Annotated in this window: 21 protein-coding genes; 5 read left to right on the top strand and 16 right to left on the bottom strand. The window is 68.3% G+C overall.

Annotated features, from left to right (window positions below; translation table 11 throughout):
- Window positions 1-13: 13 nt before the first annotated feature.
- The 8 genes from FND50_RS02145 to FND50_RS02110 all read right to left on the bottom strand — a co-directional run bounded on the left by FND50_RS02145 (window position 14) and on the right by FND50_RS02110 (window position 8,019).
- Window positions 14-763, bottom strand: coding sequence for a 3-oxoacyl-ACP reductase family protein (locus FND50_RS02145; RefSeq protein ID WP_005254761.1), 750 nt, complete (start codon window positions 761-763; stop codon window positions 14-16).
- Window positions 764-765: 2 nt separating this feature from the next.
- Window positions 766-1,272 (bottom strand): cupin domain-containing protein, encoded by a 507-nt coding sequence (locus FND50_RS02140; protein ID WP_144284604.1) that lies wholly within the window; start codon window positions 1,270-1,272, stop codon window positions 766-768.
- A 14-nt stretch (window positions 1,273-1,286) separates the two neighbouring features.
- The gene (locus FND50_RS02135) at window positions 1,287-2,069 is read right to left on the bottom strand and encodes an alpha/beta fold hydrolase (protein WP_144284603.1); all 783 of its coding nucleotides are present in this window, start codon (window positions 2,067-2,069) and stop codon (window positions 1,287-1,289) included.
- The gene (locus tag FND50_RS02130) at window positions 2,066-2,995 is read right to left on the bottom strand and encodes a VOC family protein (RefSeq protein ID WP_005254764.1); all 930 of its coding nucleotides are present in this window, start codon (window positions 2,993-2,995) and stop codon (window positions 2,066-2,068) included. Before FND50_RS02130 ends, FND50_RS02135 begins: the two co-directional genes overlap by 4 nt.
- Before the next feature lie 259 nt (window positions 2,996-3,254).
- Window positions 3,255-4,763, bottom strand: coding sequence for an aldehyde dehydrogenase (locus FND50_RS02125; RefSeq protein ID WP_144284602.1), 1,509 nt, complete (start codon window positions 4,761-4,763; stop codon window positions 3,255-3,257).
- Window positions 4,760-6,142: an MFS transporter gene (locus FND50_RS02120; RefSeq protein ID WP_144284601.1), complete on the bottom strand. Its 1,383-nt coding sequence runs from the start codon at window positions 6,140-6,142 to the stop codon at window positions 4,760-4,762. Before FND50_RS02120 ends, FND50_RS02125 begins: the two co-directional genes overlap by 4 nt.
- Before the next feature lie 129 nt (window positions 6,143-6,271).
- Window positions 6,272-6,982, bottom strand: coding sequence for an ABC transporter ATP-binding protein (locus FND50_RS02115; RefSeq protein WP_144284600.1), 711 nt, complete (start codon window positions 6,980-6,982; stop codon window positions 6,272-6,274).
- Complete coding sequence (locus FND50_RS02110) at window positions 6,979-8,019, bottom strand: ABC transporter permease (RefSeq protein WP_144284599.1); 1,041 nt, start codon at window positions 8,017-8,019, stop codon at window positions 6,979-6,981. The genes FND50_RS02115 and FND50_RS02110 overlap by 4 nt, the downstream gene beginning before the upstream one ends.
- A gap of 159 nt (window positions 8,020-8,178) precedes the next feature.
- On the opposite strand from FND50_RS02110, the gene FND50_RS02105 reads away from it, so the two are divergent.
- From FND50_RS02105 to FND50_RS02095, 3 genes are read left to right on the top strand one after another with little or no spacing between them, the layout of a single operon-like run.
- Window positions 8,179-9,369 carry a sensor histidine kinase gene (locus FND50_RS02105; protein ID WP_144284598.1) on the top strand — a complete coding sequence of 397 codons (1,191 nt, stop codon included), beginning with the start codon at window positions 8,179-8,181 and terminating at the stop codon, window positions 9,367-9,369.
- On the top strand, window positions 9,366-9,989 hold the full coding sequence (locus FND50_RS02100; protein ID WP_144284597.1) for a response regulator transcription factor: 624 nt from the start codon (window positions 9,366-9,368) through the stop codon (window positions 9,987-9,989). Before FND50_RS02105 ends, FND50_RS02100 begins: the two co-directional genes overlap by 4 nt.
- A gap of 55 nt (window positions 9,990-10,044) precedes the next feature.
- Window positions 10,045-11,529, top strand: coding sequence for an adenylate/guanylate cyclase domain-containing protein (locus FND50_RS02095; RefSeq protein WP_144284596.1), 1,485 nt, complete (start codon window positions 10,045-10,047; stop codon window positions 11,527-11,529).
- A 52-nt stretch (window positions 11,530-11,581) separates the two neighbouring features.
- Here the strand turns inward: FND50_RS02095 and FND50_RS02090 are convergent, their stop codons facing one another.
- Genes FND50_RS02090 through FND50_RS02075 form a run of 4 tightly spaced genes read right to left on the bottom strand, consistent with a single transcriptional unit; the run spans window position 11,582 to window position 16,868 of the window.
- Window positions 11,582-12,934 (bottom strand): MFS transporter, encoded by a 1,353-nt coding sequence (locus tag FND50_RS02090; protein WP_144284595.1) that lies wholly within the window; start codon window positions 12,932-12,934, stop codon window positions 11,582-11,584.
- 13 nt (window positions 12,935-12,947) lie between these two features.
- Complete coding sequence (locus tag FND50_RS02085) at window positions 12,948-14,522, bottom strand: acyl-CoA synthetase (protein ID WP_144284594.1); 1,575 nt, start codon at window positions 14,520-14,522, stop codon at window positions 12,948-12,950.
- Window positions 14,519-15,748: an acyl-CoA dehydrogenase family protein gene (locus tag FND50_RS02080; protein WP_144284593.1), complete on the bottom strand. Its 1,230-nt coding sequence runs from the start codon at window positions 15,746-15,748 to the stop codon at window positions 14,519-14,521. The genes FND50_RS02085 and FND50_RS02080 overlap by 4 nt, the downstream gene beginning before the upstream one ends.
- Before the next feature lie 34 nt (window positions 15,749-15,782).
- Window positions 15,783-16,868 carry a phosphotransferase family protein gene (locus FND50_RS02075; protein ID WP_144284592.1) on the bottom strand — a complete coding sequence of 362 codons (1,086 nt, stop codon included), beginning with the start codon at window positions 16,866-16,868 and terminating at the stop codon, window positions 15,783-15,785.
- A 230-nt stretch (window positions 16,869-17,098) separates the two neighbouring features.
- Between FND50_RS02075 and FND50_RS02070 the strand changes: the two genes are divergently transcribed.
- Both FND50_RS02070 and FND50_RS02065 read left to right on the top strand, forming a co-directional pair.
- Window positions 17,099-18,412, top strand: coding sequence for an MFS transporter (locus FND50_RS02070; protein WP_144284591.1), 1,314 nt, complete (start codon window positions 17,099-17,101; stop codon window positions 18,410-18,412).
- A 48-nt stretch (window positions 18,413-18,460) separates the two neighbouring features.
- Window positions 18,461-20,005 (top strand): acyl-CoA synthetase, encoded by a 1,545-nt coding sequence (locus tag FND50_RS02065; protein WP_144284590.1) that lies wholly within the window; start codon window positions 18,461-18,463, stop codon window positions 20,003-20,005.
- 4 nt (window positions 20,006-20,009) lie between these two features.
- Here FND50_RS02065 and FND50_RS02060 read toward each other — a convergent pair whose 3' ends face one another.
- The 4 genes from FND50_RS02060 to FND50_RS02045 form a co-directional block, all read right to left on the bottom strand.
- The gene (locus tag FND50_RS02060) at window positions 20,010-21,260 is read right to left on the bottom strand and encodes an MFS transporter (RefSeq protein ID WP_144284589.1); all 1,251 of its coding nucleotides are present in this window, start codon (window positions 21,258-21,260) and stop codon (window positions 20,010-20,012) included.
- Window positions 21,261-21,482: 222 nt separating this feature from the next.
- The gene (locus tag FND50_RS02055) at window positions 21,483-21,845 is read right to left on the bottom strand and encodes a PH domain-containing protein (RefSeq protein ID WP_005254778.1); all 363 of its coding nucleotides are present in this window, start codon (window positions 21,843-21,845) and stop codon (window positions 21,483-21,485) included.
- Window positions 21,842-22,843 carry a YihY/virulence factor BrkB family protein gene (locus tag FND50_RS02050; protein ID WP_005254779.1) on the bottom strand — a complete coding sequence of 334 codons (1,002 nt, stop codon included), beginning with the start codon at window positions 22,841-22,843 and terminating at the stop codon, window positions 21,842-21,844. The genes FND50_RS02055 and FND50_RS02050 overlap by 4 nt, the downstream gene beginning before the upstream one ends.
- Before the next feature lie 62 nt (window positions 22,844-22,905).
- Window positions 22,906-23,511 carry a TetR/AcrR family transcriptional regulator gene (locus FND50_RS02045; protein WP_039951704.1) on the bottom strand — a complete coding sequence of 202 codons (606 nt, stop codon included), beginning with the start codon at window positions 23,509-23,511 and terminating at the stop codon, window positions 22,906-22,908.
- Between the last annotated feature and the right edge of the window lie 105 nt (window positions 23,512-23,616).

Here is a 23,616-nt window from a genome sequence, read left to right as displayed (position 1 = left end):
GTGGTCCCCTTCTCTAGTGCAGGACGAATCCGCCGTTGACGACGAGTTGCTGGCCGGTGATGTACGAGGCCTCGGGTCCCATCAGGAACGCGACGGCGCCGACGAGATCCGACGGCTGCTGTGGCCGCTCGAGTGCGCGATTGAGGCGGTACAGCTCGTGCCGGTGCTCCGGAACCTTCTGCGCCGATTCGCTTTCGGTCAGACCGGGCGAGACGGTGTTGACGGTGATGCCGTGCGGGCCGAGGTCGCGGGACATGGCGCGGGTCAGCGCGGCCACCCCGCCCTTGGAGGCGATGTAGTGCGCCAGGCGCGGCGAACCGTACAGGGCGGCGTCGGAGCCGATGGTGACGACTCGTCCGCCTCCGTTCCCGATGATGGAGGGAACGATCGCCCTGCTCACGAGGAACGTGCCGCGCAGGTTGACGCCCAGCACCCGGTCCCACTCGTCGATGTCGAGTTCATGAATTGGTTTGCCGCCCACGCCGTCCGCGAGGGCCGCATTGTTGACGAGGCCGTACAGCGGGCCGCCGGCGGTGACGGTGGCCGCCATCGCGTCGACGGACTCCGCGTCGCGGAGATCGACCCGGACGAACTGCGCCTTGACGCCGTCGGCGCGCAGGCTTGCCGCCGCGTCCTCGCCCCAGTCCTCGCGGATGTCGGCGAGCCACAGGGTGGCGCCGTCCTCGCCGAGCCGGCGGGCCAGGGCGAGGCCGAGACCCCGCCCCGCCCCGGTGACGAGAATGCTGCGGCCGTCGAGACTCATGGTCAGTCCCGCGTCACGCCGTGCATGGCCGACGTCTCGGGGTACGTCGGGATCTGCGGCTTCTGCGCGCCGATGATGACGCAGAACAGAGCGTCCGTGTCGCCGTTGTTCTTCAGGCTGCGCGGAACTCCGGCCGGGACGACGATCATGTCGCGGTAGCCGAGGGTGCGCTTCTCCACCTGGCCGTCGCGGTGGACGCCGACCTCCACCTCACCCTCGAGGACGAAGAAGGCTTCCTCGGCGTCGTGGTGGGTGTGCTCCGGGCCCTCGGCACCGGGGGGAAGCAGCATGTTGGAGAACGTGAATCCGCGCGAGGAGATGGTGCGGTTGTCGTTCTCGTGGTTACCCGTCGCGCCGGAGCCGACGTAGCGGATCTGCGCGCGCTTGAACTGGTCGCCGGCCTTGGCCTGGAAGCCCAGGGTGTCCCAGTCCTCGTGGCGGGAGCCACGGGTGAGGATCAGCGAGTCGGTGAATTCCTTCAGATCGGCGGTGCCGTATTCGAGTGTCATGTCGTGCTCCTTCTCTAGAGGTGGTTGCGTAGGCGTTCGGTGATGTGGATGAAGGATTCGACCCAGGCGTTGAAGGCCTCCGGCCGCTCCTGGTTCGCGAGGTGTCCGGCACCCCGGATGGTGACGAACACGGCGCCCGGAATTCCCCCGGCGAGAACCTGACTCGCGGGAACACCGGTCACCCTGTCCTCGTCTCCGCCGAGGACGAGTGTGGGGATGTCGATCTTCGGCAGATCGGCCGTGTGATCGGTGGCCGCCATCGACTCGGCGGCGTACCCGTAGCCGGGCAGCCGGATCGACGACGCCATGATCGCCGTGGCCTTCGCGGTCAGCTCGTCGCCCGCGGTTCCGGACAGCAGCCGCGGGGCCCGTTCGGCGGCAAAGACTTCCGCACCGTCCTGCTCGAGCGTCGCGGCCCGGGCGCGCATCCGGCCGGCGGCGTCGCCGTCCGCTCCCGAGCCGACGGTGGAACTGCCGAGCAGCAGACTCCGCACGAGTCCGGGATGGCGCAGCGCCAGCCGGGTGGCGATCACGCCGCCCCACGACATTCCCAGGACGTGTGCTCCCGCGTCACCGCAACGGTCGCGGATCACGTCGGCGGCGGCGTCGGCGTAGTCGTCGAGGTCGAACGGACGACCCGGGTCTTCGCTGCGGCCGTAGCCGGGAGCGTCCCAGGCCAGCAGTCGCAGCGACGACGACAGTTCGTCGAACTGTGGCACGAAACTGTCTGCGCTGCCACCGATCCCGTGCAGCATAAGCAGCGCGGGGCCGGAACCGGATTCGACGACGTGCGTCACGACGCCCGCCCGAGGTCGAACCGCTCGAACGCTCCGGGGTCGGGGATGCCGGCCATGTGGTCGCGGACCTGCTTGGACGGCGGGCCCGCGGTGCCCCACAGGTCGGAGAGTTCGGGAACCCGGCGCCAGACCTTGCACAGCCACCGGTCCTCGTCGACCTGTGCGATGCCGGACGTGTACTCGCACACCAGCCCTGCCGGGTCGGCGAAGTAGGAGAACGTGTTGTCGCCGGGGCCGTGCTTGCCCGGACCCCACAGCGGCACGGTGCCGTGGTGACGCAGCCGGCCGATGCCGCGCATGAAGTGGTCGACGGTGGGCATCTCGTAGGCGACGTGATTCACCGACGTCCACTCGGCCTGGTTGAACGCGATGCTGTGATGGTCGGTGTTGCAGCGCAGGAACGCCATCTGGTGCTCGGACCAGTCGGAGACCCGCATGCCCAGGACGTCGCAGTAGAACGTCACCGCGGCGTCGATGTCGACGGTGTTGAGGACGACGTGCGTGACACCCACCGGGACGGCGTCCTCGCGGCCGAGCTTCGGGACCGCCAGCGCGTCGGCAAGCAGTTCGACGACGCGGCCCTCGGGGTCGACCAGGCTGACGCCGTAGCCGCCGCCGAGATCGTCGACCGGTCCTGGGCCGCTGACGATCGGGACGCCGCGGAGTTCGAGTCGGCGGGCGGCTTCGTCGACCTCGGCCGGCGTGGCGACGGCGAACGTGATGCGGCCGAGGCCGTTCCGCTCGGCCTGGGTGAGTTGCAGCGCGTGGTGGTGCTCACCGGTTCCCCGCAGCCAGGCACCGTCCGTGCCCTGCTCGACCACGCGCAGTCCCCACACCTCCGAGTAGAAGTCGGTGGATTCGATGCTGGCCTGTGTGCGCAGTTCGACGGAGCGCAGGCACCGCAGCCGGGCTATGGGTTGGTTCATCGCATGCCTCCAGTTGCTTATGTCTCAATATCTTAGCGCTAAAGTAATAGGTCGTACAGAGCTGACGGGAATTTCTTTCCGGACGACCTACTACGTCAGCTTCCCCGTGGGCCGATGTGACAGCGGTTCAGACGGAACCCGTGTGACATTCGGCGAGCAGGCTTCAGTCAGCCCACGCGCGGGTCGCTCAATGTGCCCACGAGCGGGTCGCTCAGTCAGCCCACGAGCGGGTCGCTCAGTCAGCCCACGAGCGGGTCGCTCAGTCAGCCCACGGATTGGGTTCCTCGTCGAGGCCCCAGTAGATGCTCTTCTGCCGCGAGTAGGCGGCGATACCGCTGCGCCCCTTCTCCACCCCGAGCCCGCTCTCCTTGACGCCACCGAACGGCGTCGAGATGCTGAACTGCTTGTAGGTGTTGATCCACACGGTGCCGGCCTGGAGTCGGCGGGCGAGTTTCCAGGCACGGCGGTAGTCGCCCGTCCAGATACCCGACGCCAGACCGAACACCGAATCATTGGCCTGTGCAACCAGATCCGCGTCGCCGTCGAACGGTAGCACCACGAGGACGGGCCCGAAGATCTCCTCCTGGCAGGTGCGCGAATTGTTGGGGAGCCCGTCGATGATCGTCGGCAGGTAGTACGCGCCGTCGCGGAGCCGTTCGTCGTCGGGAATCGCCCCGCCGCACAGCACTCGTCCGCCCTCTTCGCGAGCGAGGTCGACGTATCCGGCGACGCTGTCGCGGTGCTTGCGGTGGACCATCGGCCCGACCTGGGTGTCGGGGTCGCGGCCGGGCCCGAGTCGCAGTCGCTGCGTCTTGGCCACCAGCTTCTCGAGGAATTCGTCGTAGATGCGGCGGTCGACGAACAACCGGGATCCGGCGATGCAGCTCTGCCCGGTGGACGAGAAGATCCCGTACATCACGCCGTTGATGGCGGCGTCGAGGTCGGCGTCGTCCAGCACGATCGTCGGCGACTTGCCGCCGAGTTCGAGCGACGCGGGCATCAGCTTGTCGGCTGCCGCGTGGGCGATGGACCGTCCGGTGTTGGTGCCGCCGGTGAACGTCACCTTTCCGACGCCGGGGTGGGTGACGATGGCGTCGCCGATCACCGAGCCCTTGCCCGGCAGCACCGACAGCAGGCCCTTCGGCAATCCCGATTCGTCGATGAGCCGCGCCAGTTCCAGCGACACCAGCGGCGTCCACTCGGCGGGCTTGAGGACGACGGCGTTGCCTGCCGCCAGGGCGGGGGCGATCTTCTGCGCGTCGCTGGCCACCGGCGAGTTCCACGGTGCGATGGCGCCGACCACGCCGATGGGCTCGAGAACGCTCATCGTGAGGAAGTTGCCGCGCGGGGTGGTGAGGTCGTCGTCCGCAGTTTCGAGGACGGCGGCGAAGTAGCGGAACGTGCCGGCCGCGCTGCCGACGAGTGCGGTGGTCTCGGCGACCGTCTTGCCGGTGTTGTAGCTCTGCAGCAGCGCGAGCCGGGACGTGTTCGCCTCGATGGCGTCGGCGATGCGGTGCAGGTACTTCGCCCGCTGGTGCGGGAGCAGCGCGCGCCACGCCGGGTCGTCGGCGGCGGCGCGGCCCTTCCGGACCGCCTCGTCGGCGTCGTTGGCGGTGGCCTGGTGGATCACCTGCAGGGTTTCGCCGTTCGACGGGTCCGTGACCGCGAACGCGGGGCCGTTCGCCTGCCGCCAGTGTCCGGCGACGAGGATCCGGTCGGCGACCGGCACGAACGGCAGTGTCTGTGGTGCGGTGTCGAGGATGGTCACTGGGAGATCTCCTCGAGGGTCTTCTCGCGGGTTTCGACGGCGAAGAAGCCGACCACGAGGGCACCGATCATTGCGACCGCGGCGAACATTCCGAAGACGACGGTGAGTGTGCCGCCCCCGTCGAGGATGGCGCCGACGGCGAGGGGGCCGACGATGATGCCGAGGCGTCCGCTCGCTCCGCCGATCGCGCAGCCGATGGCTCGCATCCGGGTCGGGTACAGCTCCGCGGTGTAGACGTAGAGCGCCATGTTGACGGCGAAGACGAACAGCGCGGATCCGGCCGACCAGAACAGGACCTTCGTCGCGGTGTCGGCGCCGGAGGCGGCGAGCAGGAACAGCAGCGACGAGCACAGGACCATCGATGCGGTGATGCAGATGCGGCGTCCGAGGTTGTCGATGAGGAACGCGACGAGAATGCAGCCGATCAGGCCGGCGACGCTGGTGACGATGCTGTAGTGCAGGGCGGTGTCGACGCTGACGTCGAATGCGGATCGGTACAGCGTCGGCAGCCAGGACGCGATGCCGTAGTTGACGAAGTAGGCGCAGCCCCAGATCGCCGCGAGCATTAGGGTTCGACGCAGGTAGATACCCCGGAAGGCCTCCGCGAAGGTGCCGCGGCGGTTATCGACGGCGACGGCGGGCAGCGGCTGCGGAGCCGGAAGCGTCTTGCCGTACTTCTCGGTGATCTCGTTCTCGATGCGGGTCATGGCATTGTGTGCGTCTTCGAAGCGGCCCCGGGACGCGAGCCAGCGCGGCGACTCGGGCAGCTTCCACAGCAGAGGCAGGAGCACGACGGGCAGCGCACCGAGCGCGAACAGGATCTTGTAGCCGTAGTTCGGGACCACCCACGCCGACACGATCGCCGACATCACGAGCCCGATCGGGAAGATCACCTCGTAGAGCAGCACGAATCGTCCGCGCTTGTGGGCTTTGGTGATCTCGCCGATGTAGCTCGCCGCGACCGGGACCTCGGCGCCGAGGCCGATACCCTGCACGAATCGGAAGACGAGGAAGAGCATCAGGCTGTCGGTGAACGCCATGCCGAGGCTCATCACGGCGTAGAGCGCGAGCGAGAAAATGATGACGTTGAGCCGGCCGACGCGGTCGGCGAACCAGCCGCCGGCGAGGGCGCCGACGAGCATGCCGATGCCGCCGATGGCGATCACCCAGGCGATGTCGCCGGGGGTCAGACCCCACTTGGGGATGAGAACGGGGAGAGAGTACGCGATCATCAGCTGGTCGAAGCCGTCGAAGAACGTGACGGCGCCGACGATGACGCGGGCCTTGATGTGCCACCTGCTCATCGGCAGGCGTTCGAGTCGGGCGCTGATCATCTCAGCTGTGGCAGCCATGGCGGGCGATACCGTCGTCATGAGCATCCTCAGGGTCGGGTCGAGGCATTTACTTAAGCCCTCAAAGGCTTACCACTAAGATGTAATCTCACGCACATGAGAAACGTCAACCCTTGACTTTGGAAGAAACATGTTATTCACACCTGTGCGTACTTATTAACCTTCCGCGGTTAACAAGTGCTCACGGGTGAGAGAGCCGTCGACTACGCGGTGGACTGCATCCATTCTGCACAGATGCGTGTGGTCGTGTGTCACCAGCAGCGTCGCGACCTCGCGCCCTCGCACGACACCGAGGATCAGATCCATGATCGCGGCGCCCCGTTCCTGGTCGAGCGCGCTGGTCGGCTCGTCGACGACCAGCAGCGACGGATCGTTCATCAGCGCCCGGGCCAGGTTGACCCGCTGCCGCTGCCCACCCGACAACTGCGCGGGCTTCTTCCCGGCGTGGTCTGCGAGGCCGACGGCGTCGAGCAGGTCGCGAGCCTTCGCGCGCCCGGCCCGCCGCGGCACGAACATCCGCTGCCCGAGATGCGCCATCACCTCCAGTTGTTCGAGGGCCGTCAACGACGACACCAGATTGGACTGCTGGAACACGATGCCGATCCGGTCGCGCCGCAGCGTGGACGCCTCCCGCCGGCTCAGCGCGGTGAGTTCGGTGGTGCCCAGCCGGACGGAGCCCGAGTCGGGCCGGATCAGTGTCGACGCCACCGCGAGGAGCGTCGACTTTCCGGAACCGGACGGACCGGTGATCGCGGCGATCTCACCCCGGCCGAGGGTCAGCGACACCGAGTCGAGGGCGGTGACGCGTCCCGCGCCGTCGGGGTAGGTGAGGGTGACGTCGTCGAGGGTGAGGGCGGGGGTGGTCATCGTGTGCTCCCGAGGGCGGTGAGGGGGTCGGTGGTGAACAGGAAGCGGAGCGCGAACGCGGCGCCGAGGAGGCCCAGCCCGACGAGGGCGGTGGCGGGCAGGACAGTGGTGGAGATGTCGAGCACGAACGGCACGGCGTCGCCGATCATCGACCCGGCCACCGCCGCCGTCCCGGCACCGACACCCACGCCGGCGAGCAGGACGACGAGCGCCTGCCCGAGCGCGTCCCGCACGAGCGACCCGGTGGACGCGCCGAGCGCCTTCAACGTCGCGACATCGGGGGTGCGCTGCAGGGTCCAGACCGTGAAGAACGCGCCGATCACCAGTGCGGAGATCGCGAACAGCATCACCGTCATCAACGTCAGCGACCCGTTCTCGGAGGTATAGGAGCCGATGGCGGAGAAGGAGTCGGCCACACTTCGTGAGGTCGTCCCCGCAACGGCGTTCGCGGCGTCGTCCCCTCCGGACACCGCGAGCACCGTCGCCGTACCCCCACGTGGGTTCGCGTGCTGCCAGTCGGCGAGCGTCATCCACACGGCCGGGCTGTGGCCGTACCAGTCGTCGCTGCGGACCGCGGTCACGGCGAACGTGACGTCGCCGACGGTGAGACGGTCGCCGGCGCCGACGCCGAGGGATCGCGCCGCGCCGGCCCCGAGGATCACAGTTCCCGGCGCGGACGGTGCACGGTCGCCCACACCGCCGTCCGCGCCGACCAGTGCCACCCCCTTCGCCGCACCTCCTACCGCCGACGCCGAGCCTCGTCCGACGCCGATCGGCTGCACCGACTCGGCGCTCCGCCGCCACACGGCCACTTGCTCGGACGTCAGCACGGACTCGTCGAACGACGGACCGTCGTCGGAGGCGGCGAAGACCACCGACTCGGCGTCGATGCGTTCCACGACGGACACGTTCTGGTGACGCAGTCCGGCCGTGAGACCGCTGAGAAACGTGACGAGCAGCGCGATCAGCACCACGACGACGGATATCAGCGCGAATCGACCACGCGCGGCACGCAGGTCTCTCGATGCGACGAACACAGGTGGTCCTCTCCAGATCACGACCGACGCCGCAGTCGATGCGGGCCGGGGCGGCGCTCACGGCCTCCGAACTCACCGTGCCCCGGGCACGAGACGGTTCCATCGCACGTGGGGTGGAATTCTCGGTCGTCGAAGGTCGGGTGCGCGTTCCGACTTTCGATGGATGCCGGGTGCGCTCGCGTCGATAAGCTGGGCGGGGTGCACCGTTCCCCTCTCACGCCCGTGTTCGCGGGTCTCCAACTGGGACTGCATGCGCTGATCGCGGCGCTCACTGCAGTCGTGATCCTGCGCGCCGTCCTTCAGGACGCACCACAGGCACCGGCGATCGTGGTGCTGTCGGTGGCGTTTCTCGCGGTGTACGCGGCGGGAGCGACGCGTCGTCTGCGCGGGGCGTGGTGGCTCGCCGCGCTGACGGCTCTGTGGGTGGCGCTGATGGTCCTCGCCCCCGACGCCGCCTATCTCGCGTTCGGGCTGTTCTTCCTGTACCTGCATCTGCTGCCGCGACGCTGGGGAGTCCTGGCGGTCGCAGCCGCGACCGTCGTGGCCGTCGTGGGTACCGGAATGCACCGCGGCTGGAGCGTCGCGGGTGTCGTCGGCCCGGTGATCGGCGCGTGCGTCGCGGTGGCGATCGGCCTCGGCTACCGGGCGCTGTACCGGGAGGCCGTCGAACGCGATCGCCTCATCGACGAATTGACCCGAACCCGAGCCGAACTCGCCGAGCAGGAACGTGCCGCCGGCTCCCTGGCCGAACGTGAGCGGCTCGCACGCGAGATCCACGACACCGTCGCGCAGGATCTGTCGAGCATTCAGATGCTGCTCCACGCCGTCGAACGTGCCGCCCCCGACCACCCCGCCCGGGACCGCATCCGGTTGGCGCGGGAGACGGCCGCCGACAGCCTCGCCGAAACCCGTCAGCTCATCGGCGATCTCACACCCGCCGTCCTCGACGGGCAGTCACTCGCGGAGGCGCTCGCGCGGATCTGCACGCAGGCGAGGAGCGACACGTTCGACACCATTGCCGTGGTCGAGGGGGAGCCGGTGCGGTTGCCGATGCCCGTCGAGGCGGCGTTGGTGCGGATCGCACAGGGTGCGGTGTCCAACGTGGTCCGGCACGCACACGCATCCCGGATGGCGATCACGCTCACCTACTACGAGGACGCGGTCCGGTTGGACGTGGTCGACGACGGCGTCGGCTTCGATGTCGAACTCCTCGACCGTGAACCGTCGAAAGCGTTCGGGCTGAATTCGATTCGCCGACGCGTCGAACTGCTCGACGGGTCGATGTCGGTGGAGTCGGAACCCGGACTGACCGCGGTCGCGGTGTCGTTCCCGCTCGAGGTCGGCGCATGATCCGACTGCTGCTCGCCGACGACCACGCGATCGTTCGCGCGGGCCTGCGCGCCCTCCTCGAGCACGAGGACGACATCGAGGTGGTCGGCGAGGCTGCCACCGCCGACGCCGCCGTGGCGTTGTGCGCGACGACTCCGGTCGACCTCGTGCTCATGGACCTCCGGTTCGGCGCCGGTACCTCGGGTGTGGACGCCACCCGGAACCTGCGGTCACTGCCGAACCCACCGCACGTGCTGGTCGTCACCAACTACGACACGGACGCCGACATCCTCGACGCGGTCGCGGCCGGCGCCGCCGGATATCTCCTGAAGGACACTCCCCCGCCCGAACTCCTCGCCGCCGTCCGCGCGGCGTCGGCCGGCGACAGCGTCCTCTCCCCGGCCGTGGCGTCGAAACTGATGACCCGCGTACGCCGACCTGCCACCAGCCTCAGCCCACGGGAGATCCAGGTGCTGACGTTGGTGGCTGCCGGACGGTCCAATCGGGATATCGGTAAGGAACTCTTTCTCTCCGAGACCACCGTGAAGTCCCATCTCGTCCACATCTTCGGCAAACTCGGCGTCAAGTCCCGGACCTCCGCAATCGCCCGGGCCCGCGAGCTGGGCACCATCCCCAGGTGAGTGGCAATGTGTGCGGACGCACACTTTGCCACTCACATGCGTTTACGCTGGGGAAATGGACCCGCCTGCTGTCCGTTACGTGCAGCGGGACGGGCATGCGCTGGCGTACCAGGTGGTGGGCGCGGGTGAACGCGACGTGGTGTGGCTGTTCGAGATCAACATGCACCTCGACCTCATGTGGACGGACCCGCAGATCCACTACCTGATGGAACGGGGCAGCACGTTCGCCCGCACGGTGTACTTCCAACAGCGGGGGCTGGGGCTGTCCGACCCGGTCGAGCACCTGCCCACACTCGAGCAGCAGGCCGACGACATCGTCGCGATCATGGACGAGGTCGGGATGCGGCAGGCTGTGCTGGTCGGGGTTGCCAGCGGGAGCGGTGCCGTCGCACTCGTCGCCGCCCGCTCACCGGAACGGGTCACCGGCGTCGTCCTGATCCAGCCGTTCGCGGAACGCCTCGTGGGCGGTGACCACGACCCCTCCGGCTGGACCGGCGCCGAACGCGACAAATTCGTCGACGAGTGGCGAGGGGCCGCCCGGAACTGGGGGTCGGGCAGCACGGTTCCCCTCTGGGATCCCCAGGAGGACTCGGCGTTCAACCGTCGGCTGATGGCGATGCTCGAGCGCAGTTCCGCGACACCTGCGGTCGCACAGGCCCACCTCGAGTGGATCTTCCGGCTCGACTACTCCGACACGTTGCCGTCCATCCAATGCCCGGCGCGGGCGCTGCTGGTCCCCGGCAGTCCGGTGTCGGTGGCCGCCTCGCAGTACGTCGCGGACCGCATCCCGGCCGGCAGTTTCCACCTGTTGCCACCGTCGCCGCCCGGCGCGTCGCTCGGGGAGGCGTGGAAGCCGATCATCGACCATGTCGAGCAGTTGGCCACCGGTGGGCACCCGGCATCCGACGCGGGCCGGTACCTGGCCTCCGTACTGTTCACGGACGTCGTCGGGTCCACCGAAGTGCTCGCGCGGATCGGCGACGCCGCCTACCGCGACCTCCGTGCCGCGCACGAGTGGCAGGTCCGCGACGACGTCGAGAAGGCGGGCGGGCGGCTCCTCAACGTCGCCGGCGACGGCACCTTCAGCATCTTCGACGGTCCCGCGTCCGCGGTCCGGTGCGCGCGGGCGGTCGTCGACGGCGCCACCGAACTCGGGCTCGAGGTGCGGGCCGGCGTCCACACGGGGCAGGTCGAGCGCAACGGTCCCGACGTCAGCGGGATGACCGTCCACATCGGCGCGCGCATCGGAGCGACGGCCCGCGCCGGGGAAGTGCTGGTGTCCCGTACCGTGCGCGATCTCGTGGTGGGTTCGGGACTGCGGTTCGCCGACGCCGGGGAACACGACCTCAAGGGCGTTCCCGACCGCTGGCCCCTCTACTCCCTCACCGACGCGGACCACGCGCCCCGGACCGTTCCGCGACTCGCGCCGAAGCTGGGCATGATCGACCAGGCCATCCTGCGCACCGCGAAGCGGGCACCGCAGGCACTGCGCGCGCTCGTCGGCGCCGCCAACGCGAGGCAGCGCCGACTGTCCCGCTGACCCCAGGTGAGTGGCAAAGCGTGCGCCAGCACACTGTGCCACTCACGTCACCTCACACCGCCACGGTGGACCGGCGAGCAGTCGCCTGCTGGACGTCGGGTGACGAGTATTTCCGGACGATCGCGACGAGGCAGAGCAGCCCGATCGCTCCGGCGCCGGCGAGGAAGGCGCCGACCCGCCAGGCGTTGGACGCGTCGTAGTTGATGAGCAGCACCATGACCATCGGCGAGAAGCCACCGATGATGGCGGAGATCTGGTAGCCGAGGGAGGCACCCGAGAATCGGATCTCGGGTGGGAACAGTTCCGCGAACAGCGTTCCCTGCGTTCCGGTCTGGAACGACATGACGATCACGGCGCCGAAGACGGCGAGCGCGAACGGCCACAGCGTGCCCTGGCTCGACTGTCCGATCATGAGCCACATGGGAATTCCCCACAGCAGCATCCCGGCGGTGCCGATTCCGAAGATCAGCTTCCGGCCGTAGATGTCGGAGAGGTATCCGGCCAGCGGGACGAGCGGAATCATCAGAACGCAGGCGGCGAGGATGAAGCCGAGCACGGTCGAGCGTTCGATCCCGAGGTACGTGGTGGCGAACTGCACGGACCCCGTGATCATCGTGTAGAAGAAGATGACGCCGACGGCGTTCGCGCCGGCCGCGGTGAGCACGGTACCGGGATTGTTGCGCAGCACCTGCAGGATCGGCGACTTCCGCGCGACCGGAGCCTCGGCGAGCTTCTTCGCCAGTTCCCGGAATTCGGGTGTCTCCTCCAGGTAGCGGTGGATGACGAAGGCGACCGGGAGCATCACGAGGCTGATCCAGAACGGGATGCGCCACGCCCACGCGAGGAACGACTCGGAGTCGAATACCGCTGTGATGACGAGGAAGACGACGTTTCCGAGCACGACGCCGATGGGCACGCCGAGCTGCGCGAAGCTGCCGTAGAACCCGCGGCGTCCGGCGGGTGCGTTCTCGGTGGCGAGGAGGACGGCACCGCCCCATTGCGCTCCGACGGCGAGGCCCTGGCAGATCCGCAGGGTCACGAGAATCGTGGGTGCGAGCCAGACGAGTTGGGTGTTGGGCACGAGGCCGATCAGCGACGTCGCGACGGCCATCATGACGATGGCCGCGACGAGTACCGGTTTGCGCCCCACCTTGTCGCCGAAGTGGCCTGCGAGGACCCCGCCGATGGGTCGGGCGATGAAGCCGACCGCCACGGTGGCGAACGAGTTGAGGGCGGCGACGACCTGGCTGTCGGTCGCGAAGAACGTGGCGTTGAAGACGAGTGCGGCTGCGGTCGCGTAGATGAAGAAGTCGTACCACTCGAGTGAGGTCGAGATGGCGGCCGCGAACGAGGCGCGCGCGGCCCGGGGCTTGCCGGCGGGCCGGGTGTCGGAATCGGTGGGCATGGTGGTCTCCTGCTCAGTCTTGGGCGATGGAACCGAATGTGTCTCTGAGGACGCGTTTGAGGATCTTGCCGCTCGGGTTCTTCGGGAGGGAGTCGGCGACGATCACGTACTTGGGCACCTTGTATCCGGCGAGTCGTCCACGGCAGTGCTCCACGACGTCCTTCTCGTCGAGTTCGACCCCGGCGGCGGGGACCACCACTGCGGCGACCGCTTCGATCCACCGTGGATGCGGCACCGCGAACACGGCGGCCTCACCGACACCGTCGAGTTCGTAGAGCGTTTCCTCGACCTCCCGGGTCGCGACGTTCTCCCCGCCGGTCTTGATCATGTCCTTCTTGCGGTCGACCACCCACAGGTACCCGTCCTCGTCGAGGTAGCCGAGGTCGCCGGAGTGGAACCACCCGCCCGCGAACGCTTCCGCGGTCTTCTCCGGTTGTCCGAGATAGCCGACGGTGGCGTGCGGGCTGCGGTGCACGATCTCGCCGACCTCGCCCGCCGGAAGCGGCAGGTCCCGGTCGTCCACGATGCGTGTCTCCACGTTGAGGGCGGGTTTGCCCGCCGAACCACCGTGCGTCTCTTGATCCTCCGGCCCGAGGGCTGTCGCGAGTGACGCCATTTCCGTCTGCCCGTAGAAGTTCCACAGCCGGATACCCGGCAACCGGCGGTTCATTTCGCGCAGGACCTCCACCGGCAACGGCGACGCCCCGTAATAGCCCTTGCGCAGCGAACGCAGATCGGTGCCCTCGAATGCGGGCGACTGCAGCAACGAGATCCACACCGTCGGCGGGCAGAACAGGTTGGTCACCCGCTCCGCCTCGATGGTGCGGAGCAGTACCTGCGGGTCGGGTCCGTCGACGATGATGCTCGTCGCGCCGAGATAGATGTCGGTGCTGAGGAAGTTGTCGAGCTGCGCGCAGTGGTACAGCGGCAGCGCGTGCACCTCCACGTCGTCGCTGCTCATGCCGCCGGTGACGATGCAGCTGATGTACTGCCACATCAGCGACCGGCTGGTGAGCATCGCACCCTTGGGCCGTGATTCGGTGCCGGACGTGTACATGATGCGGACCACGTCGTCGTCCGCCACGAGCACCTCGGGCGGCGAACCGAATTCGGCGTCCGCCCAATCCGCCATAGAACGCCAGCCGTCCGGTGTGGCCGCATCGCCGAGCGGGATGGTCGCCCGCACCCGGACGCTTCCCTTCGATTCCGCGAGTGCCTTCTCGGCAACGGGCACCAGGGCGTCCTCGACGACGAACGCGTCGGCTGCGCAGTCGTCGAGGATGTATCCGATCTCCCCGCCGGTCAGCATGAAGTTGACCGGCACGAGGACCACACCGAGCCGGGCGGTCGCGAAGTTCAGCACCGGGTACTGCCAGCAGTTGTGGGACAACAGCGCGAGCCGGTCGCCCCGCGTCAGCCCCTCGGAGTGCAGGGCAGCCGCGACCCTGTCGATCAGGGTGTCGAGTTCGGCGAACGTGAGCCGGACGTCGCGGTGCACGACGGCGAGCTTGTCCGGGTAACGCGCCGCGGACCGCCGCGGAATGTCCCCGATGCTCTGCTGCCGGGCGCGCGTGCTGTCCTCGTTCACCCGCGGACTTCTGTCAGTGCCGGGGTGGCGGCGAACTCGGCGCGGGCCAGGGAGCGGCGGTGTACCTGGTCGGGACCGTCGGCGATCTGCAGGAACCGGGCCTGCGCGTACAGCACCGGCAGGATCGTGTCCTGCGACAGGCCGGCGCCGCCGAAGACCTGCATCGCATCGTCGACGATCTGCTTGACCGTCAGCGGGACCATCACCTTGGCGGCGGCGATGTCGTGGCGGGCCGCCTTCGTGCCCTCGACGTCCATCCGCCAGGCGGCCCGCAGCACCAGCAGCCGGGCGGCGTCGAGGCGGATCCGCGCGTCCGCGACGGTCGCCTGCACGACGCCCTCGTCGGCGAGGGGCCTGCCGAACGCCACCCGGGTGCGGGCGCGTTCGGTCATCAGCGCAATCGCCCGCTCGGCCATGCCGATCAACCGCATGCAGTGGTGGATGCGCCCCGGACCGAGCCGGGCCTGCGCGACCGCGAAGCCCTTGCCGCGGGGTCCGAGGAGGTTCGCCTTGGGGACGCGGACCTTGTCGAAGACGATCTCGCCGTGCCCGCCCTCGTGGCGGTCGGTGAAGCCGAGCACCGTGGTGGATCGGACGATGGTCAGACCGGGGGTGTCCATGGGAACGAGGACGATGCTGTGCCGGTTGCCGACCGGGGCGTCGGGGTCGGTGACGCCCATGACCATCGCCATCCGGCAGTCGTCGCGCAGGGCCGCGGTGGACCACCACTTGCGGCCGGTCAGCACCCAGTCGTCGCCGTCCTCGGCGATCTCGAGGCGGACGTTGTTGGCGTCCGAGCTCGCGACGTCGGGTTCGGTCATCGAGAAGCACGACCGGAACTCGCCCGCGAGCAGGGGTTCGAGCCATTCCCGCTTCTGTTCGTCGGTGCCGTACAGGTGCAGCAGTTCCATGTTGCCGGTGTCGGGCGGGTTGCAGTTGAACGCCTCGGGTGCGATCAACGGGCTCCAGCCGGTGAGTTCCGCGAGCGGCGCGTAGTCGAGGTTCGTCAGGCCGGCACCCTCGCGCGCAGGCAGGAAGAGATTCCACAGGCCTTCGCGCTTCGCGGCCGCCTTCAGGTCGGCCACGATCGGCGGCGCACCCCAGTGATCCGGCTTCGACGCCAGTTGCTCTTCGGCGATCGCCTCGGCAGGCAGTACCCGCTCCTGCATGAACTTCGTCAGCTTCGCTTGCAGTTCCAGCACTTTCGGGCTGTAGTCGAAATCCACTTCCGTGGCTCCAATCTGTTCGGTGGTGCCGCGGTCAGCGGCGGAGTTCGGAGACGGGCGATGCGGCGGCGAGGTCGAGCGCACGCTGCAACAGCGGGCCGACCATGTCGCCGACGTCGTCGAAACCCCCACCGACGGTGTCCCCCTGTGCGTGCCGGGCGTTGATGCCCTCGAGGATTACGGCGATCTTGAAATCGGCGAACACCGTGTACCAGTCGATGTCGGGGATCTCGATGCCGCGCTGCGTGGCGTACCGGTCGAGAAGTTCGGTACGGGTGGGGAATCCGTCGAGTCGGGCGAGACCCTTGGTGATCGGGTTGTCGACGGCTCCGGGCTGGTCCCAGAAGCTCAGCATGATCCCGACGTCGGCGAGGGTGTCGCCGAGCGTGGCCATTTCCCAGTCCAGAACGGCGACGATCTTCCCGGCGTCGGCGCGGGAGGCGAGCACGTTGTCGAGTTTGACGTCGCCGTGGACGATGCCCGGGAAGTGCGAGGTGGGCAGCGCCCGGCGCAGCTTGTCGAGCAGCAGGGACACCTCCGGGCGGTCGGTGGTGCGCGAGGCCTCCCATTGCCGGGCCCAGCGGTCGAGTTGACGTTCGAGGTATCCGTCGGGGCGGCCGAACGAGCCGAGACCGACCGCGTCGGGGTCGACGCCGTGCAGTGCGGCCAGGGTGTCGGCGAGGTCGAGCCCGAGCCGGCGACGGTCGTCCGGGGTGAGTGCGGACGCCTGTTCGACGGTTCCGACGGGTGTTCCGTCCACCAGTTCCATGAGGTAGAACGACGCGCCGAGCACGTCCTTGTCCTCGCACAGCAGCACCGCGTCGGGCACCGGGACGGTGGTGCCCGCCAGTCCCCTGATCACGGTGAACTCGCGCTTCATGTCGTGCGCGCTGGGCAGGACGTGCCCGTACGGGGGCCGCCGCAGAACCCACGTCCGGTCGGCGTCGGCGACGCGGTACGTGGGGTTGGACCGGCCACCGCTGATGAGCGAGACGGCGAGGTCGCCGCACACACCGCCGTCGAGTGCGCCGTCGAGGTAGTGGGCGAGAGCGGTGAGGTCGACGCCTGCCGAATCCTCCCGGTCCTCGTGGGTGTCCGCTTCGGCGTGGGACGTCGTCATCCGCTGCGTCCTTTCGAGTACTTCACATCGTCAGCCAAACGCTCGTTCGGCACGCTTCCATCATCAACCGATCGAGCGCCGGAAGTCAATATCCCCGTATGCAGGAGTTAGGCACGAACAAGTGCTGAGAACAGCCAGCCAACCGAACACCTTGCCAATCGATCGTTCGCTTGGCATGATCCACGAGAAGTGATGCACGTCTCATCCGCCTCCGAAAGGTCAGGACACCAATGACGGACCAGTTGACCGGGTCTGCTGCCACCACCGAATGGCGGACCGAAGACCGCATCCGAGCGCGCCGCGCCGCGATCGCGGGTGGCGTGGGCACCCTGATCGAGTACTACGACTTCAGCCTGTACGGCTACCTCGCGATCGTGATGGCCCCGCTCTTCTTCCCGAGCAGCGACCCGGCCACCGCGCTGCTGTCCGCACTCGCCGTGTTCGGCACCGCCTACCTCATGCGTCCCCTCGGTGGCATCGTGTTCGGACACATCGGCGACCGGCTTGGGCGGAAGAAGGCCCTCCTCGCGACGCTCGTCTGCATGGGCCTCGGCAGCATGGCGATGGGATTCCTGCCCACCCACGCGCAGGCGGGGATCTGGGCCACCGTGCTGCTCGTCGTCGTGCGGATGGTCCAGGGATTCTCGGCCGGCGGCGAGGTCGGCGGCTCGGCCACGTTCATCTCCGAATCCGCGCCGCGACATCTCGAGGCCACCTACGGGGCGTTCACCCCGCTCGGATCCACGATGGGATTCGCGATGGCCGCAGCGGTCGCGGGCACGGTGTCGGCGCTGACCACCGACGCGCAACTCGAGAGCTGGGGATGGCGGGTCCCGTTCCTGCTCGCGTTGCCGCTGACACTGCTCTGCCTGTGGGCCCGCACCCGGGTCGAGGAGACGCACGGTGGGGACGCCGACTCCGGACCGGTCCAGGCGCCCGTCGTCGCCGTCTTCCGGCGGCAACCGCTCGCCCTCCTGCAGTCGGTCGGAATCAGTCTGGCGTGCAACGGAACCGCGTACATCGGCCTCACCTACATGAGCATCCATCTCATGAAGAACCTCGGCTACGAACGTACCCCGGTCTATTGGATCGCGACCGCCGTCATCGGTGTCGTCGCGCTCGTGATGCCGCTCGGTGGCATGCTCGCCGACCGCATCGGGCGGTTGCGGTTCACCGTGATCAGCCTCGCCGGATTCGCGATCATCACCTACCCCGCCATGGCCGTCATGCACCACAGCCTGTGGATTGCCGCGATCGCCTACCTGCTGATCATGGTCAACACCGTCGGAACCCAGGTCGGCGCGTACACGCTGATGCCGCTGCTGTTCGACAAGGACGTCCGCTTCACCGGGGTCGCCATGGGCTGGAACCTCGGCGTCGTCATCGCCGGTGGCACCGCCCCCTTCGTCGCCGTCTGGCTGGTGGAGAAGACCGGAAACGTCCTCTCCCCTGCCGTTTTCGTGATCGTCGCCGCGGTGATCGGACTGATCGCGGTGGCCGGTGTGGCCCGCCGCTCCAAGGTCGCGCAGGAGCAACTCGGCTGACGGCCGGACAGTGTCACCCCTCGAGATCCATCACGAATTGGAGTAACCATGTACCCCGGCGCTCATGCTGCCACCACCCCCGACAAGCCGGCCGTGATCATGGCAGGCACCGGGCAGACGGTCACCTTCGCCGAACTCGAGTCCCGCTCGATCCGGATCGCCCGCCACCTGCACACCCTCGGTCTGCGCCGCGGAGATCACGTCGCGGTGCTGGCCACGAACACCCCCGCGATCTTCGACATCTATTGGGCGGCCATGCGTTCCGGTCTCTACCTCACGATGGCGAACTGGCACCTCACGCCGCCCGAGATCGCCTACATCGTCGAGGATTGCGGTGCCAAGGCATTGATCGTCGACGCCGCACTCGACGCGGTTGCGCGTGAACTCCCCGCCCTCACCCCGGCCACCGAACACCGGCTCGCGTTCGCGGGAACGATCCCCGGCTACGACTCGCTCGACCAGGCCGCCGCCGCGGAGTCGGACGTCCCGCTCCCCGACCAGCCCCGCGGGGCGGACATGCTGTATTCCTCCGGCACGACCGGTCGCCCGAAGGGCATCAAACCGGAACTGCCCGCACGGCAGATCCAGGATCCCGGTGACACCATGACCGGCATGAACGCGACGGTATGGGGAGTCACGCCGGACACCGTCTACCTCTCACCTGCACCGCTGTATCACGCGGCACCGCTCCGCACCTGCGCGTCGGTGCAGGCCCTCGGCGGCACCGTCGTCGTGATGGACCGCTTCGACGCCGAGCAGGCGCTCGCGTACATCGAGCAGTACCGCGTCACCTACAGCCAGTGGGTACCCACGATGTTCGTCCGCATGCTGAAGCTGCCTGCCGAGACCCGGCAGAAGTACGACGTCTCCAGCCTCCGCATCGTCGTGCACGCCGCAGCCCCGTGCCCGGTGGAGGTGAAGCGGCAGATGATCGAGTGGTGGGGTCCGATCCTGTCGGAGTACTACTCGTCCACCGAACTCAACGGCATGACCCTCGTGAATTCGGACGAATGGCTCCGCAAGCCCGGAACCGTCGGCCGCGCCGCGCTCGGCGTCGCCCACATCTGCGGCGACGACGGTGCCGACCTCGCACCGGGCGAGATCGGCACCCTCTACTTCGAGCGCGACACCCTGCCGTTCGAGTATCACAACGCCCCCGCGAAGACCCGCGCCGCCCAGCACCCGCAACACCCGACGTGGACCACCACCGGCGACGTCGGCTACCTCGACGAGGACGGGTATCTGTTCCTCACCGACCGGAAGTCGTTCATGATCATCTCCGGCGGCGTCAACATCTATCCGCAGGAGATCGAGAACACCCTCACCGAACACCCCGCCGTCCTCGACGTCGCGGTGATCGGGATCCCCGACGAGGAGATGGGTGAATCGGTGCTGGCCGTGGTCCAGACCGTTCCGGGTGTGACCGGGGACGACGCGCTGGCCGGCGAACTCCTCGACCACGTGCGGGGCCGGCTCGCCCGGTTCAAGGTCCCACGGAACGTGGTCTTCAGCGACGACCTCCCCCGCACCCGCACCGGGAAACTCGTCAAGGGCACGCTGCGAGAGCGCTACTCAGCGGGCGTTCACGCCTGAACCGTCAGCCGTCGGCGACCGGTTCGTCCCGGCGCCGGCGGTCGAGGAGGACCGCGATCGTGAGGACGATCAGTCCTGCGACGCCGAGGAGGGCGCCGACGGCGGCCGGGGCGGTGTAGCCGTATCCGGCCGCGATCACGACACCACCGATCCACGCACCACCCGCGTTGGCGAGGTTGAACGCGCCGTGGATCAGCGTCGACGCGAGCGTCTTCGCGTCACCCGCCGCGTCCATCAGCCGCGACTGGACGGCAGGGAAGATCGCCGTCACCGCCATCCCGATGAAGAACAGCACGATCAGCGCCGTCACCGGGTTGTGGGCGGCGACGATGAACAGCGCGAGGACGCAGATCAGGGCGATCATGCACCCGAACAGCCCGGGCACCACCGCGTTGTCGGCGATGCGGCCACCCACGACGTTGCCGAGGATCATTCCCGAACCGAACAGCATCAACGCCACCGGAACCATTGCGTGCGGCAACCCGGACACGTCGGTGAGCGTCGAACTGATGTACGTGTACACCGCGAACGAGCCGCCGAACCCGACCGTCGCGAAGATCAGCGTCATCCACACCTGCACCCGGCTCAGCGCCCCGAGTTCGGCCACCGGGTTGCTCACGTGCACCCCCGCCAGCGGCGGGACGAGGCGCGCCAACGCCACCAGCGTCACGATTCCGATGATCACCACGAGCACGAACGCGGACCGCCAGCCCAGGATCTGACCGAAGAACGCCGTCGCAGGCACCCCGACCACGTTCGCCACCGACAGACCCATCATCACGGTCGCGACCGCCTTGGCACGCTTGCCCGGTTCCGCAAGGTGCGCGGCGACCAGCGCTGCGACCCCGAAGTAGGCGCCGTGGGGCAGTCCGGCGAGGAACCGGGCCGCCAGCAGCGACTCGTACCCGGGGGCGAGGGCGGTCGCGAGATTGCCGACGACGAACGTGGCCATCAACGCGATGAGCAGCGTGCGCCGCTCGACGCGCGCGGCCAGCGCTGCGATCGTGGGCGCCCCGACGACGACGCCGAGCGCGTACGCGGAGACGAAGTGCCCGGCCACCGGCTCCGACACCCCGGTCCCCGCGGCCATCGCGGGCAACAGGCCCATGGACGCGAATTCCGTTGTGCCGATACCGAACCCGCCGAGGGCAAGCGCCAGCATCGCGCCCCGCCGACTCGGTGACGGAATCCGCGGACACAGAGACGGACGAGCGGTGACCGCAGGTTCGGTGAGGTGAACTGCAGGCGGCGTCATGGCAGCAAGACTCCCGTCGGGCTGATCGTAGGATCGGCGAGCACGTCCGATGGACTCGCCTGAGGATGAACCGGGCCGAGATGGTGGCACACCGGCTCGTACCAGTATGGGCGAGGCCGCAAGCGAATAGATAATTCACGCGGGGGTGATTCCACTCACCGGCGCGGCATATGGGTGCGTCGCCGTAACCTGGCGCGACGCACCCGAGCGGAGCGACCTACGTCACGTGATGTGTTCGAGGATCACCGTGTGCACGTGGTGGGCCTTGTCCATGCCGCGGAAGTCGGCCTCGTACGTGGTGTCGGCGACGTCGAGGGCGATGCTGCTGGAGGAGAAGAACTGGCCGGCCCACGACTTGTTGCTGAGGAACGAGACCGAGCGGATGTTCTTGTACGGGATGGACGTGATCGCGGTGCGCTTGCCGACGAAGCTCTTGTCCTGGATCACGACGCGGAGGTTCGTGATCCCGAGGAAGCCGGTGCCCGCGCCGATGCAGTCGTACACGGCGATGATCGACTCTCCGGGGAGGATGCCCTGCTGAACCTGCTTCAACTGTTCCGACTTGTCGAAGATCGGGTCGGTCATGGTTCCTCCTTCGACGGCGGTCCAGGCCTGTCCATCTTCGCAGAAACTTCGTCGAACGTGACGTGGATGCCCTCGTGCGGTACCGCACGCTGCGCCTTCGCCTGGTCGGTGAACGTCCGTCTGTCCCCCTCCACGAGGTCGGCCTTGTCCGTGAACGGCCCGAGCAACGCCCGCGGGTGCAGCCCGTCGACGCGGACGACGTTGATCTCCACACACACCACGATCGCCGCGGCGGCGAGGAACAGGAACGCCAGCAACCCCAGCACGACGGCGAACACCCCGTTCGTCACGGACGCCGTGCTCACCACCTTGCTCACGTAATACGCACCGAACGATTGCAGCACCTGCCACAGCACGGCTGCCGCGACTGCGCCGGGCGCGACGTCGGCGACGGACAGCGGCCGGGCAGTGGCGAGCCGGAAGGCGAGGATGAAGATCGCGGAGTTGATCGTGATCGCGGCGAGCATGAGAAGCACGGTGAACGATCCGGACAGGTGCGTCGCGGCACCGACCGCCGCCACCGCGGCGGTGCCGAGGACGGCGAGACCGATCGTGCCGAGCAACAGCAGACCCCGCAACCGGCCTCGGATCGGGTCGGGCCGCATGTGGCGGGGCACCGACCACGCCGTGTTCATCGCGTTCTGGCTGGCCAGCGCGACCCCGAGTCCGCCGTAGAGGGCACCGACGAGTCCGATCACCAGACCCGTCACCCCGCCGCCGATCCGGTGCGGGTCGGCCAGGTCGGCGCCGATGACCGGAAACTGGCTCAGCGCCGAGTCGATGATGTCCTGCTGCAGTTCGGGGTGTCCCGACAGCACGAACCCGAGCACCGTCGACAGCAGAAGCAGGAGGGGAAACAGCGAGATGAACCCGTAGTAGGCGATCAACGCCGCGAGGTACACGCCCTGGTCGTCGAGAAATTTGTACGTGACGGCGATCGGGAAGCCCATCGCCGGGTACCTCTGCTGGAGAGCGTCGAGCCGTCTGGCGAACTTCATCTCACGCTCCGTTTCCGCGCCAACCCGTCACCCCGATTCTGCCCGGGTCGCGGCGGCGGCGATCAGACGGTCGGTTTCACCATCGCGAGGGCGAGGTCGGCGTAGCGCTCGGCGAGTTCCTCGGGCTTCAGCGGACCGTCGGCGCGCCACCAGGTGCACACCGACTGGCCCATGTTGATGATGCCGCGGACGGCGTCCCGCGGGTATTCGGTCGCGAAGTCGCCCTCCTCGACACCGCGCTCGACGACGTCGCGGAAGAGGTGTTCCTGTTCGTCGCGGAGGGCCACGACGAGCCGGCGGCCGGCGTCGTCGAGGCTGCGTATCTCGGTGGCGCCGACCATCGCGTCCAGCTGGCGGGTGGTGTGGAACATGACCCACGCCCGCATCAGCGCCTGCAACTGGTCGGCGGGGGCACCACCCGAGCGCAGCAGCGCACCGCGCGTCATGGCGATGGCGTCGTGAAGTGCACGCACCATGATGTCCTGCAGGATCTCCTGCTTCGACGCGAAGTGATGGTAGATCGAGGCGACGGTGATGTCCGCGCCGCGGGCGATGTCCCGCATCGACGTGCCGTGATAGCCGCGTTCGTTCATGTTGGCCACCGCGGAGTCGAGGATCACCTGCCGCCCGGTACCCGTGCTCACGGCGGCCACCTTTGCAGCGCACATCCCTCGGTCTCCGTTCCCGCTCCGATCGTCACACGACGACTCCAGGATAGTGGGTCCCGTCACAGAACCCGCTCTAGCGATCGTTCGGTAGCAATGTCATGCTGG

It is taken from the genome of Rhodococcus sp. WB9 (genome assembly GCF_007558985.1).
Classification (GTDB): Bacteria; Actinomycetota; Actinomycetes; order Mycobacteriales; family Mycobacteriaceae; genus Rhodococcus_F; species Rhodococcus_F opacus.
The sequence above is the reverse complement of the archived record's forward strand: the minus strand, read 5'-3'. Positions and strand labels throughout refer to the sequence as shown.

What these genes read in the sequence shown, in the direction of transcription:
- FND50_RS02145 (WP_005254761.1), bottom strand. Translation starts at nt 763, where the DNA reads ATGAGTCTCGACGGCCGCAGCATTCTCGTCACCGGGGCGGGGCGGGGT.
- FND50_RS02140 (WP_144284604.1), bottom strand. Translation starts at nt 1,272, where the DNA reads ATGACACTCGAATACGGCACCGCCGATCTGAAGGAATTCACCGACTCG.
- FND50_RS02130 (WP_005254764.1), bottom strand. Translation starts at nt 2,995, where the DNA reads ATGAACCAACCCATAGCCCGGCTGCGGTGCCTGCGCTCCGTCGAACTG.
- FND50_RS02120 (WP_144284601.1), bottom strand. Translation starts at nt 6,142, where the DNA reads ATGCTCATGACGACGGTATCGCCCGCCATGGCTGCCACAGCTGAGATG.
- FND50_RS02115 (WP_144284600.1), bottom strand. Translation starts at nt 6,982, where the DNA reads ATGACCACCCCCGCCCTCACCCTCGACGACGTCACCCTCACCTACCCC.
- FND50_RS02105 (WP_144284598.1), top strand. Translation starts at nt 8,179, where the DNA reads ATGGATGCCGGGTGCGCTCGCGTCGATAAGCTGGGCGGGGTGCACCGT.
- FND50_RS02100 (WP_144284597.1), top strand. Translation starts at nt 9,366, where the DNA reads ATGATCCGACTGCTGCTCGCCGACGACCACGCGATCGTTCGCGCGGGC.
- FND50_RS02095 (WP_144284596.1), top strand. Translation starts at nt 10,045, where the DNA reads ATGGACCCGCCTGCTGTCCGTTACGTGCAGCGGGACGGGCATGCGCTG.
- FND50_RS02090 (WP_144284595.1), bottom strand. Translation starts at nt 12,934, where the DNA reads ATGCCCACCGATTCCGACACCCGGCCCGCCGGCAAGCCCCGGGCCGCG.
- FND50_RS02075 (WP_144284592.1), bottom strand. Translation starts at nt 16,868, where the DNA reads ATGACGACGTCCCACGCCGAAGCGGACACCCACGAGGACCGGGAGGAT.
- FND50_RS02070 (WP_144284591.1), top strand. Translation starts at nt 17,099, where the DNA reads ATGACGGACCAGTTGACCGGGTCTGCTGCCACCACCGAATGGCGGACC.
- FND50_RS02065 (WP_144284590.1), top strand. Translation starts at nt 18,461, where the DNA reads ATGTACCCCGGCGCTCATGCTGCCACCACCCCCGACAAGCCGGCCGTG.
- FND50_RS02060 (WP_144284589.1), bottom strand. Translation starts at nt 21,260, where the DNA reads ATGACGCCGCCTGCAGTTCACCTCACCGAACCTGCGGTCACCGCTCGT.
- FND50_RS02055 (WP_005254778.1), bottom strand. Translation starts at nt 21,845, where the DNA reads ATGACCGACCCGATCTTCGACAAGTCGGAACAGTTGAAGCAGGTTCAG.
- FND50_RS02050 (WP_005254779.1), bottom strand. Translation starts at nt 22,843, where the DNA reads ATGAAGTTCGCCAGACGGCTCGACGCTCTCCAGCAGAGGTACCCGGCG.
- FND50_RS02045 (WP_039951704.1), bottom strand. Translation starts at nt 23,511, where the DNA reads ATGTGCGCTGCAAAGGTGGCCGCCGTGAGCACGGGTACCGGGCGGCAG.